This is a genomic window from Pseudomonas sp. ZY71, assembly GCF_036542145.1.
Classification (GTDB): Bacteria; Pseudomonadota; Gammaproteobacteria; order Pseudomonadales; family Pseudomonadaceae; genus Aquipseudomonas; species Aquipseudomonas koreensis_A.
In genome coordinates, this window is sequence record NZ_CP144274.1 from 5,917,279 (window position 1) to 5,929,716 (window position 12,438).

Annotated in this window: 8 protein-coding genes; 4 read left to right on the top strand and 4 right to left on the bottom strand. The window is 61.0% G+C overall.

The window, feature by feature from the left end; translation table 11 throughout:
- Position 1 precedes the first annotated feature (1 nt).
- Genes VY732_RS26255 through VY732_RS26270 form a run of 4 tightly spaced genes read right to left on the bottom strand, consistent with a single transcriptional unit; the run spans position 2 to position 7,764 of the window.
- Positions 2-4,576, bottom strand: a complete 4,575-nt coding sequence (locus VY732_RS26255; protein ID WP_331692583.1) for an alpha-2-macroglobulin family protein — start codon at positions 4,574-4,576, stop codon at positions 2-4.
- Positions 4,573-5,211: a DUF1175 domain-containing protein gene (locus VY732_RS26260; RefSeq protein WP_331692584.1), complete on the bottom strand. Its 639-nt coding sequence runs from the start codon at positions 5,209-5,211 to the stop codon at positions 4,573-4,575. The genes VY732_RS26255 and VY732_RS26260 overlap by 4 nt, the downstream gene beginning before the upstream one ends.
- Positions 5,208-6,920, bottom strand: a complete 1,713-nt coding sequence (locus tag VY732_RS26265; RefSeq protein WP_331692585.1) for a DUF2138 domain-containing protein — start codon at positions 6,918-6,920, stop codon at positions 5,208-5,210. The genes VY732_RS26260 and VY732_RS26265 overlap by 4 nt, the downstream gene beginning before the upstream one ends.
- A 52-nt stretch (positions 6,921-6,972) precedes the next feature.
- Positions 6,973-7,764: a YfaP family protein gene (locus VY732_RS26270; protein WP_095048805.1), complete on the bottom strand. Its 792-nt coding sequence runs from the start codon at positions 7,762-7,764 to the stop codon at positions 6,973-6,975.
- A 277-nt stretch (positions 7,765-8,041) separates the two neighbouring features.
- On the opposite strand from VY732_RS26270, the gene VY732_RS26275 reads away from it, so the two are divergent.
- From VY732_RS26275 to dxs, 4 genes are all read left to right on the top strand, one after another.
- Positions 8,042-9,187: a Fic family protein gene (locus VY732_RS26275; protein WP_331692586.1), complete on the top strand. Its 1,146-nt coding sequence runs from the start codon at positions 8,042-8,044 to the stop codon at positions 9,185-9,187.
- Between the two features lie 113 nt (positions 9,188-9,300).
- Positions 9,301-9,543 carry an exodeoxyribonuclease VII small subunit gene (locus tag VY732_RS26280; RefSeq protein WP_003228627.1) on the top strand — a complete coding sequence of 81 codons (243 nt, stop codon included), beginning with the start codon at positions 9,301-9,303 and terminating at the stop codon, positions 9,541-9,543.
- Positions 9,540-10,427 carry a (2E,6E)-farnesyl diphosphate synthase gene (gene ispA / locus VY732_RS26285; protein ID WP_116029881.1) on the top strand — a complete coding sequence of 296 codons (888 nt, stop codon included), beginning with the start codon at positions 9,540-9,542 and terminating at the stop codon, positions 10,425-10,427. Before VY732_RS26280 ends, ispA begins: the two co-directional genes overlap by 4 nt.
- Positions 10,428-10,518: 91 nt before the next feature.
- On the top strand, positions 10,519-12,417 hold the full coding sequence (dxs, locus tag VY732_RS26290) for a 1-deoxy-D-xylulose-5-phosphate synthase (protein WP_331692587.1): 1,899 nt from the start codon (positions 10,519-10,521) through the stop codon (positions 12,415-12,417).
- The last annotated feature ends 21 nt before the right edge of the window (positions 12,418-12,438 follow it).

A 12,438-nucleotide genomic window follows, 5' to 3' on the forward strand; every position in this document is an offset into this window, starting at 1 on the left:
ATCAGTTGACCGTGACCTGACCGAAGGCGGCTTTCGCTTCCTGGGCCTGATGCTGCGGAGCGTAGATCTGCTTGAAACGCACCGGCGGCAGGTTGAACTGGCCCTTCTGCGAGAAGCGCACCAGATGACGCAGGCGCAATTCGCCGCTCAGCGCATCGACCGGGACCGCGTAGGCCAACTGACCCGGTTCGAAACGCGCCTTCTCCAGCGCAGTCGGTTCGGTGCCGTCCTTGCCCTGCAACTTGATGCCCCACGTGGTGCGTTCGACATCGGCGCCCGGTGGCAGCGGCACTTCGAGCATGCCGTAGCGCAGTGGTTTCGGCGCTTTGCTGGTGAGGATCACTTCGTCCAGATACAGGCTGTCGCTGGACAGCGGCTTGGTGCCGACCGGCTCCAGTTTGAAGGTGAACGCTTCATCGCCCGGCACCAGTCGCGACAGGCGTCGGGTGATGGTCACGGCCATCGGATCGACTGCCGGTTGCTGAGTCTGGAAGCTCAGCGCCGCACGCAGCGGACGCTCTTGTGTGCCGGACACTGTCAACACACTCGGCACCGGCGTGGCACCTTGCCAAGTCCAGTACATCTCACCGGTTGCACCGTAGTTTTTCTTCCAGCCTTCACCCGGCGTCAAGGCGATGGTCGGCGAAGCCTGGGCGATGCTGCGTTGCAACCAGGTCAGCGCCAGCGCACGCTCGAGGGTCGATTGCTGTGGCAGCAGACGTTGCAACAGCGCTTGCGCACGCGCTTGATCGAACGGTTGCAGCGACAGGTTCAGCGCTTCGGCAAATGGCTGCGAGCTGACCGACAGACGCTGTTGCGCAGCGCCCACCTGACGATTGAACGCGTCCGGCAAGGCGACTTTCGACTGCGTGGCCAAAGAGGCGGTCAACACCCGTGCCGTTGCCAGACCGAGCGCCGAATCCGGATCGCTCATCACCAGACTGTCTTCGCCATCGTCCATCAGCGTTTCGGCGTTGCCTTCACCGGCCTTGGCCAGATCGTCCATCAAGCCGCTGAGCAGCGTGTTCACCGGCAAATGCATCTGCTTGGCGAACGACAGAATCAGCGCGCGCTGTAACAACGGCGTGTTCGGCGCTTGCTTGGCGTACACCTCCAGCACCCGCTGCCAATGCTCCGGCGGCAAGGTCAGCTCCAGCACCTGGCTGGCGTTGAAGTCGGCGTAATAAGCGTAAGCGGTGAGAAATGCATCCGGCTCACCGTCGTAACCCCACCAGGTGAAGCTCGCCGATGGCCCGGCCATTTGTACCAGACGCAGGCGGCTGTTCTGCATGATCAGGCGCAAGCGATCACGGATCTGCGGATTCGACGCCAGCGATGGATAGGCGATGCTCAGCGGCAGCAAACGACTGGCGGTCTGCTCGACGCCGCCGTACGGATAGCTGAGCAGATCATCGAGTGCCGAGCGGAACAACGCTTGCGGACTGTCATCCAGACGCAGGCGAATATCCGTGGCATCCGCCGGCAGGCTCAGCGCAGTGTCACCACTGGCGACATCAAGGCTTTGCGTCTGCGTCACTTGCCAGCCATCACCGGTCGCACTCAGGCGCACAGCGAGGGAATCGGCGGTCTTGCCGTCCTGCACCAGCTCCGCCGTCCACTCGCCGGAAGCCAATGTGAACGCTGGCAGCGGCAGGTAGTTGATGCCGTTGTTCAGGGTCACCGGCAGGCGTTGTTCGGCGCCCGCGTAATGGGTGACCAGTTCAGCCTTGACCGGTTTCTCGGCCTGACTGAAGGCGAAGACACCGAGTTGCGGTTGATCGCCCTTGCGGAATTTGCTCGGGCCGCTCCACTTCAGGTACAGCGGTTTTTCCGAACGCACGAACTGTTTCTTTTGCCCGACCTGACCGTCATCGGCGATGGCGCGGGCGGTAATGCGCCAGCGGGTCAGCGAGTCCGGCATCTTGAAAGTGAAGCGGGTTTTGCCGTCGGCACCGGTCAACAACTCCGGCTGCCACGCAGCGGTATCGACGTCTTCACGACGCGGCCGCTCCAGCACTTTCACCCCGCGCTCGCTGCGGTTGGCTTTGCCTGGTGCGCCCGGGCTGCCCGGCAACGCGACGTCGTAACTGATGAACGACAGGCTGGCGCTGGTGCGCACGTTGTTGCGGCGCGGGTGATAGAAGAACTGGTCGATGGTCGGTGCGACTTCCGGTTGCAGCGCGTAGACCATTTCGTCGACGACGCTGACGGTCAGGTGCGCCGGAATGGCTTTGCCGGCGAACTGCGTGGTCAGGTCAACCGTGACCGTGTCGCCCGGCAGATACACCGCTTTGTCGGTGCTGATCGCCACGTCGATTTGCGGCGCGACCACTTTGATCCCGGCGTTCTGGAAGCTGTACTGACCGCCCTTGGTGTAGAGCACGGAGAAGGTCAGGTTCGGCGCAAAGTTGTCCTTCACCGGGATGCGCGCGCGGTATTGAGTGTCGCTGAGTTTTTCCAGTTTCAGCCAGTCGCCACCCTTGACCAGCAGCGCAGTGGCTTCGACTTTGTCGCGTTCCAGCGAGAGCAACGCATCGCTGACCGGCTCAGGGAAAGTGATCAGCGCCAGCGCTTCATCACCCGCTTTGTACTCGGGTTTATCGAGGACGATTTCTACGGTGCCCGGCACCGCTTTGACGCCGTCACCAGTGACCGAGTGCCCGGTGGCACCGAGTACGCGACCGTGTTGATCTTTCAAGGTCAGGTTGTAGGTACCCGGACGCTCGAAAGCGAGACTGAAACCTTTATCCGTCGCTGCGAGTTTGCCTTCGCCGGAGCTCTGGTCTTCCAGACGCACCCAGCCATACGTGCTCGGCGTCACCGCTTTGCTTTGCTCGGTGCCGCCCTCGTTGGCGTAGCTGAACGCAACCTTGTCGCCGACCGCGCTGAAGCGTTGCGGTGCACTCAGACGGAAGCTTGCCGCGCCACGGTCGATAAGGATTTCCTTGGTGGTCTTGACCCGATACGCCGCGCCATCGCTGGCGAACACGGTGAGCATGTAGCGGCTCGGTTTGTCGGCGGCAGGCAGGTCGAGGGTTGCATTGCCTTTGCTGTCGGTGGTCAGTTCGGTGCTGGTCAGTTCCACCGGGAATTGCCCGAGGTATTGCAGCTCGTTGTCGACCATCGACAGTTGCTGGGCACGCAGACTCAGGGTCAGTTTGGCGTTGGCCACCGGTTTGCCGTCCGGGTAGAGCAGCACCAGACTGCCTTTGACCGGCTCGCCGGTGCGGTAATCCTGCTTGGCCAGGTTCAGCGAAATTTCAAAATGCGGTTTGATGTACTCGGCTACACGGAAGGCGCTGCTGTAGGCCTGATCCTTATAGTTGAACCGAATCTCGTAACCGCCCGCCACCGCGTTGTCCGGCAACTGGAAGCGGCCCTGAGTGCCGGCCTTCGAATCGAGTTTCAGGTCAAGGTGTTGCAACTCGGTACCGGTGGCATCGAGCACGCTGACCGTGACATCCGCTGCACCCGGCAACACCGAATCCCGCGCATTCTTGAACTCGCGACCGACGATTTTCAGCGACACCCAATCACCCGGGCGATACAGCGGCCGATCGGTAAAGGCATAGAGTTTGGTGTCGTAGATTTCGCTGTCGTAATAGAAGTTTTCCGAGACGAATACACCGCCCTCTTCGTCCTCGCCGATGACGAACGAACGCTCAGGGCTGACGTGTTTCAGGCGCAGCAAGCCATCGGCATCGGTGGCACCGCTGCTCATCACGCCGAGGCCGTCAGTCCACAGCACGTTAACCTTCGGCACCGAACTGCCTTCATGTTTGCGCGCAGCCCAGACCAGCAATTCATCACCGGCAATCTTGCTCACCGCGACGGTGTTGGAGACGAAGACCATGGTGGTCGCACGGTATTTACCGATCAGCGCTTCAACCAGATACAGACCCGGTTTCAGATTGCCCAGCGGGATGTAAACGTTACCCGGCGCGACACTGACGAAATCGCTCGAAGACCCGGCCAGATTGACCCCGGTCGGCGGCTGAATCGGCTTGGCCTGCCACAATGGATAACGGAACTGACTGACCACCGGCAGACCCGGGATCAGCGCAAATTGCGGCTGCGCGTCGTACGGTGTGGGTGCGGCGATGGCGTTGCCCATCTTCAGTTCCGGCACTTCCTCGGTGACCTGTTTGCGCGATTCATAGGAGAACGCGCGCTGCATCACCCGCCGGGATTTGCGGTACCAGTTGTCCCACAGGTACGCGAGGGTGTTGGACAAGCCTTCACCCTTGAACTGGCCATCACTGACCACACGGTGCAGGTTCTTCTGACGCTTGAGGAAATCCAGCGGCTTGTCGATGCGGTATACGCGGATGTCGGCGCCGCCGTACGGTTCCATGCGGAAACGGCGATAGTCTCGGCCCGGCGCTTCGAGGCGCACCATCGCCTGTTCATCACTGGCAAAGCTGCTGTCGGCCAGCAGGAAAAAGCTCTCACCGGACACCGGCGTATAGCCGCTCGGCTCAACCGAATCTTCGGCGCTGACGGTGGCCATTGGCAGCAACAATGCCAGCAGCAGAGGAATTCGAGAACAGATACGCAACATGCGGGCACCGGTCATTGGGAGAGAAAGTTCAGTCGATAGACGCCGATGAAGTTGGGGTTGGCTGCGTCGGGTATCCATCGGGTGTCCTTCCATGTCATGAGTTGCTGCAGGCTTGCCGAACGCATGCCGTTGTCAGTCGGGGTGGTGGTGCCAGTGTGATAGGCGATGTAGCGGCCCATCCAGATCATCAGGTGCTGGTCGTCGCCCTGATCGAAAAACATCAGGTCACCGGGCCGGGCCTGCGAGACGTCGCGGCTGACCAGGTGGCTGTTGAACTGAATCAGTTTGATCGCGTTGACGTACGGCCCAACCTTGCCGCCGCCCTGCTGCCATTGCTGGGCGAGCTTGCGTTGCTCATCGCTGAGCGACAGCTCTGGCGGCAGGTAGCGATTGGACAAACCATTGCTGCGCAGCCATTTGTCGTCGTGTACTTTCAGCGCTTCGTTGGCGGCGAAACGCACCAGCCCGGCACAGTCCTGCTGATACCAGCGCGGACTTGGGCCCTGGCTGAGTTGCTCTTGAGCGATGCGCACAAACCAGGCGCGAAACACCTGGGATTGCGCCGGGTCCAGCGCTGGCGTTTCAACGGCTCGGGCACCCGAACTCAATAGCAGCGCGAGCAGGCCGAGGCTGCGGATCAGTGCCGTCACAGCGCTTTCCACTCCAGCGGCAACCACTGCCAGTGGCCATCCGGCTCGCTGCCTTCAGGCAAAGTCAGGGCATATTTGCCATAGCCGCCGAGGGTGCGCAGTTTCGGAATCAGGTAGGTTTGTGCAGCGTTATAGAACACCGGCTCCATGTCTTGCGGCAGGCTGTCGAGGGTTTCCTGCTGCATCAGCTGCGCCATCGAATCCGGGCCGAAGTAGATCGGCATCAGCACATCTTTGGGCAGCACGTCGGCCATTGGCGGAAAGCGCTTGTCGAGGGTGCCGAGGGCCTTGTCGACGAGTTTGTCATCGAGGGAAAACAGCAGCGTCGAGCCGTGACGGGCGAGGCTGACTTTCATGAACGCCTTGCCGCTGATTGCGTCCGGATTCTCGGCAGTCTTCGCCGCATACGGGCCGAAGTTGGAGCTGACCTGACGCTGCCAGACATGGTTCTGGCCTTCTTGTTTCTCGACCACGGGGAAGACGTTTTCTTCGACGTTGGCTTCGAATGCGCCGACCATCGAACCGAACAGTTTGCCGAGGTCGCCATCGAGTTTACTGCTGTCTTCATCTTTCAGACTGGCCACCAGCAACGGTGTGTACAAACGCGAATCGGCGTACCAGCACAGGCCTGCCGCGCCAGCCACGTGTTCGGTGAGGGTCTGCGCTACCGCTTCTTCAGCGCCGAGTTTAACCAACAGCGGTTTCTGCGGTTCGGCAGCCACCGGCAAAGTCACGCAGGCACTGGCACCCAGCGGCATGGCTTGCCAGACCGGTTTGAAATCGAAGTCGGGCTGGTTTTCCAGCTCGTCCATGGCCAGGTAGCTGTGCCAGCCCTTGTCGTCCATGTCGAAACGCAGCCCGGCGAAGTTCGGGATGAAGCGCTGATAACCCATGGCGAGAACACTGGAATTGACCGACAGACGCTGTTTGGTTTCCGGGGTTTTCGCTGGCAGGCCGAATGCTTCAGGGAAGAGTTTCTCGCCATTGAGCAGCGCCGCCAGCGCTTGTGGCGAGACGTGCCCCGATTCTTCGGAGACGCCACTTTCCGGGTCGTAATACTTGGCCGGGTTGGACAGCACCACCAACTTGTCACCATGGGAGGCGAACAACAGCGCTTTGCTGGCGTTATAGGTCAGTTGATACAGCGGCACAGTGTCGCCGCCGACCTTGAGTTCGCCCATCTGACTGAGCTGCGTGTCATCCAGCGCGACTTTCGCCAAGGGCTCGAGCAGCTTCGCCAGCCCGCCGCGATCCATCACCAGCAGGAAATCCTTCAAGCGACCATCCGCGCCACGCCACAACGCGACGTCGGCCGGTTGATCGAAAAGCTGTTCGATCAAGCTGTCCTGCAGTTTCAGGTCATGCTCGTAAATGATCCGGCGCAGACTGCCGATCAAGCCGAGGCGATCAGCATGGGTCTCGTAATAGAAGACGAAATCTTCGGTGAGCGTGGCCTTGAGGAACGGCACCGTCAGCAAGTCCTTGGGCAACTGACTCAGCGAGCGGGTTTCCAGCAACGCATCCGGGCGGCTCAGGCCAAGCTTGTCACTGGCCAATTCCGCCGGCGGTGCCTTGGGCTTGAGCAGCAGCCAGCCAAAACCACCCGCCACGCCGGCCACCAGGCACAACCCGGCCAGAAGCAAAGGCCAGCGCCGCGAAGGTTTGGCCGCTGGCGTGTCGGCAGCCGGAGTAACAGTGTTATCGCTCATCTTTTCGCTCATTTCCCAAAGCTCAGGATTTCATCCGTGGCGGAATGCTTACTTAATAATTGAAAGTCTTGACCAGCAGCAGATCACCGATCGCCCGCAGGGGCACGATGAACGTTTCGCGTTTTTCGTCGACGGTGTTTTCGTTGAGCACCAGCGTGATTTGCGAGGTGATGACCTCGTTCTGGTTGCTGGTCTCCTCGAAGTTATAGCCGCCGTTGCCGAAGTTGCCCCAATAGTTGACGTAAACCAGATAGGTGCCATGCAGCGGCGCGGTCATGGTGAACATTTCCGGGCCCGGGCCATCGACACCATCCGGGTCGAGGCCGCCGCCATTGCTCAGCGCCGGTTGTGCCCAGAACGCATGCTGACCGTCGGGCGTGACAATGTGCAGATCCAGCTCGGCTTTCGGATCGTCCCATCCCAAGACAAGACGAATTCGCGCCGGCGTGCGCAAATTGTTTGCTTCATAAAATTGCACGCGCTTGAGCGACTGGCCTTCGGCGCTGATCACTTCGACGCTGTTGGAGCCGGCGCCGAACGCGTACGGCCGTGCAAAACGACCTTGGTCGTCGGTGTACAGATTCAGTGGATTGCCATTCACGGCGAGACTGTGCGGCGGGCGCATATGGCCGATGGCCTTGAGCTGGCCCTGGATCATCGTGCGATTGCGCTGGATGCCGCGATCGATCGGCGGCGTCGGGTAGGCGACTTGCGGGTTTTCCGTGCGGTCGAGCAAGCCGTGATAGCGCCAGCCGCCCACCGGCTCCGACAGCTCGGCCGTCGGCGCCGCCAGCAGTGCGGGCGCGCAGGCCAGGCCGATCAGCAGCCAAAGAAATGAACGCATGTGATGCCTCCTGCCATGCCTGAACGAAACCTTGCACCCGATCCTCGGTACTTCACAGCGGTGAAACTGCGTTTCGTCTGAAAGACCCGTGACTATGGGGTCGTAGAAGGCGCGAAGATTAGCCATTTGGCAGTTTTTTAACAATCGGATACATGTGCTATTGCTGTAGAAATCCAGCCAATCCGGTGGACGGTGAGCCGAATAGGCGTCATATTCGGCTCACAAAATGAGCCGAATAGCTTTTCTATTCGGCTCACGGACTCAAGGCAGGCAACGAATGGCAACTCACTGGATCTGGCAGCAGCCCGACTGGCCCGACTTCAACTGGCAGGCAGAACGCCTGACACCGTTGTTGCGCGAGTGTGTGCAGGCGCAAGGTCAGTTGATGGGTATGTCCGGTTCAGTAGGCGACTCTTTGGGGGCTCAGACCGAACTGGATGCCCTTTTGCAGAATATCGTGACGTCTTCGGCCATCGAAGGTGAGCAACTGAATGTTGGGTCCGTACGGTCGTCGCTGGCGCGACGATTGGGCCTGGAGTTGATCGACGGCGATAAAGTCAGTCAACGCAGTGAAGGTCTGGCGCAGCTAATGCTGGATGCCACCCGTCGATTTACCGAACCGTTGACGCTGGAACGCCTGCTGGAATGGCACCAGTGGCTGTTTCCTGATCAAGAGGCTGACCTTACTGCGCGCTCAATGCATGTGGGCGCGCTACGCGGTGACGAGCCAATGCAGGTGGTTTCGGGTCGCATTGATCGCCCGACCGTTCATTTCGAAGCACCACCACGCCAAGGTCTTGAACAGCAGCTCGATCAATTTCTCCAATGGTTCGAGGCCAGCCAGCATCAGACAGCACTGGACCCGATGCTTCGCGCGGGCATCGCCCACTTCTGGTTTGTTACCTTGCATCCGTTCGATGATGGCAACGGTCGCCTGACCCGCACCATCACGGATCTGGCGCTGGCACAGGGCGAAGCGCAAGCCATCCGTTTCTACGCCATGTCGGCGAGCATTCTGGATGATCGTGCCGGCTACTATCGGATTCTGGAATCGAGCCAGAAAGCCACGCTGGATATCACTGAGTGGCTCACATGGTTCCTGCAAACCTTGCTACGCAGTCTGCAACAAGCCATCACCCGGATTGAAAGCGTGCTGGGCGAGACGCGTTTCTGGCAGGCACACCGCGAGTCCGAACTTTCGGCGGAGCAGGTCAAAGTGCTCAATCGTCTGCTCGACGGCGGCGAGCGGGGCTTTGAGCACGGTATCAGCGCCGGTCAATATCAAGCGGTGGCGAAAGTGTCGAAGGCCACGGCGACCCGACATCTTGCGCAGTTGCTTGAGAAAGGTTGCCTGCAACGCTTGCCGGGGGGCGGTCGGAGCACGCGCTACCAGATCAAATATCCGGACAGAGCAGCCCGTTAAACCCAACCGTCACAGAGTCATGTTTTGCCCTTGAGAGCCGGCCCGCCCATTTGCCCATAAACCCCCTATCTGCTAGTGTCGCGCCGGTTTAACGTCAACCGGAAATCGCCGCCATGGCCCGCAAAAAAGCTGCACTGGATTTCGAACAGTCCCTCGCCGACCTGCAAACACTGGTCGAACGTCTGGAGAACGGTGAATTGTCGCTGGAAGACTCGCTGACCGCTTTCGAGCAGGGCATCGGTCTGACCCGTGATTGCCAGGCAGCGCTGGCGCAGGCCGAGCAGAAGGTGCAAGTGCTGCTGGAGCGCGATGGCGAACTCGCCGAGGAACCCTTCGACGCGGAACAGCCAGAATGATTGCCGCGTACACGGCGAGCAGTCAGACCCGGGTTAACGCAGCGCTGGAAACCCTGTTCAATGCGCCGTTGCCGGAGCTGGCGCGGCTTTACGAAGCCATGCGCTACAGCGTGATGAACGGCGGCAAACGCGTGCGTCCGCTGCTGGCCTACGCCGCGTGCGAAGCGCTCGGTGGCAAGGCTGAGCAAGCCAACGGCGCGGCCTGCGCGGTCGAGCTGATCCACGCTTATTCGCTGGTTCACGATGATTTGCCGGCGATGGACGACGACGATCTGCGTCGCGGCCAGCCGACCACTCACAAGAAATTCGATGAAGCCTGCGCGATTCTCGCCGGTGACGGTTTGCAGAGCCTGGCCTTCAGCGCCCTGCTCGAACCGCGCTTGAGCGACTGCAGCAGCGACATTCGCCTGCAAATGGTCACTGCGCTGGCTAACGCCGCAGGCCCGGCAGGCATGGTCGGCGGTCAAGCCATCGACCTCGGCTCGGTCGGCCTCAAACTCGATCAGAAAGCCCTCGAACAGATGCACCGGCACAAGACCGGCGCGCTGATCGAAGTCAGCGTCAAACTCGGCGCCCTGGCCAGCGGCCGTGCCGAGCCGGATGAACTGCGCGCCCTGCAGACTTATGCACAGGCCATCGGCCTCGCTTTCCAAGTGCAGGACGACATCCTCGACGTCGAAAGCGATACCGAAACACTCGGTAAACGCCAGGGTGCCGATATCGCCCGCGACAAGCCGACCTACCCGGCGCTGCTCGGTCTCGACGCTGCCAAGGCTTACGCGCTGGAACTGCGCGATCAGGCCCTGCACGCCCTGCGACCGTTTGACGCGGCAGCCGAGCCGTTGCGCGAGCTGGCCCGGTATATCGTCGAGCGGCGCAACTGACGGCGTATCCGCCAAAAAAGACCAACGCGTGGGCAGGGGGCGATGCATCAGGTAAACTGCCGCATCTTCTATACCTATAACGATTCGCCTGATGCCCACGACGTTTCATGAGATTCCCCGCAAGCGCCCGACCACGCCCCTGCTCGACCGCGCGAATACGCCGGACGGCCTGCGCCGGTTAGGCGAAGCCGAGCTGGAAACCCTGGCCGATGAGTTGCGCCTGGAATTGCTCTACACGGTCGGTCAGACCGGTGGGCATTTCGGTGCCGGCCTGGGCGTGATCGAGCTGACCATCGCGTTGCATTACGTCTTTGACACGCCAGACGACCGTCTGCTGTGGGACGTCGGTCATCAGGCATATCCGCACAAGATCCTCACCGGTCGCCGCGAGCGCATGGGCACCCTGCGTCAGAAGGACGGCATCGCTGCCTTCCCTCGCCGCGCCGAGAGCGAGTACGACACCTTTGGCGTCGGCCACTCCAGCACCTCGATCAGCGCTGCACTGGGTATGGCGATTGCCGCCCGCCTGCAGAACAGTGATCGCAAGGCGATTGCCGTGATCGGCGACGGTGCGTTGACCGCCGGCATGGCTTTCGAAGCGCTGAACCATGCGCCGGAAGTCAACGCCAACATGCTGGTGATCCTCAACGACAACGACATGTCGATCTCGCGCAATGTCGGCGGTCTGTCGAATTATCTGGCGAAAATCCTTTCCAGCCGCACCTACGCGAGCATGCGTGAGGGCAGCAAAAAAGTGCTGTCGCGTCTGCCCGGCGCTTGGGAAATCGCCCGTCGAACCGAAGAATACGCCAAGGGCATGCTGGTCCCCGGCACCCTGTTTGAGGAGCTGGGCTGGAATTACATCGGCCCGATCGACGGCCACGACCTGCCCACGCTGATCGCCACGCTGCGCAACATGCGCGATCTGAAAGGCCCGCAGTTCCTGCACATCGTCACCAAGAAAGGCAAAGGCTTCGCCCCGGCGGAAGTTGACCCGATTGGTTACCACGCCATTACCAAGCTCGAACCACTGGACGCTCCAGCCGCCGCACCGAAGCAGGCCAGCGGGCCGAAATACTCGGCGGTGTTCGGCGAATGGCTGTGCGACATGGCGGCGGCTGATCCACGTCTGGTCGGGATTACCCCGGCGATGAAGGAAGGCTCGGATCTGGTGGCGTTCAGCGAACGCTTCCCGCTGCGCTACTTCGACGTGGCGATTGCCGAGCAGCACGCGGTGACATTCGCTGCCGGCATGGCCTGCGAAGGCGCGAAACCGGTGGTGGCGATCTATTCGACATTCCTCCAGCGCGGTTACGACCAGTTGGTACATGACGTGGCGGTGCAGAACCTCGACGTGCTGTTCGCCATCGATCGTGCCGGTCTGGTCGGCGAAGACGGCCCGACCCACGCCGGCAGCTTCGATCTGTCGTACCTGCGCTGCATCCCGGGCATGGTCATCATGACCCCGAGCGATGAAAACGAGCTGCGCAAGATGCTCACCACCGGCCACCTGTACAACGGCCCGGCGGCAGTGCGTTATCCACGCGGCAGCGGCCCGAATGCGGCCATCGAGAAAGATCTCGAACCGATCGAAATCGGCAAAGGCATCGTCCGTCGTCAGGGCAGCAAAGTGGCTTTGCTGGTGTTCGGTGTGCAACTGGCCGAGGCGCTGAAAGTCGCCGAGAAACTGGATGCCACCGTGGTCGACATGCGTTTCGTCAAACCGCTGGATGAAGCGCTGGTGCGCGAGATTGCCGGCAGCCACGAGTTGCTGGTGACCATCGAAGAAAACGCGATCATGGGCGGCGCCGGTGGTGCCGTCAGCGAGTTTCTGGCACGCGAGAACATTCTCAAGTCGATGCTGCATCTGGGCTTGCCGGATATCTACGTCGAGCACGCCAAGCCTGCACAGATGCTGGCCGAGTGCGGGCTGGATGAGGCCGGGATCGAAGCGTCGATTCGTCAGCGTCTGGCCTTGCTCGACAAATAAACGCAATACCCTTGTGGGAGC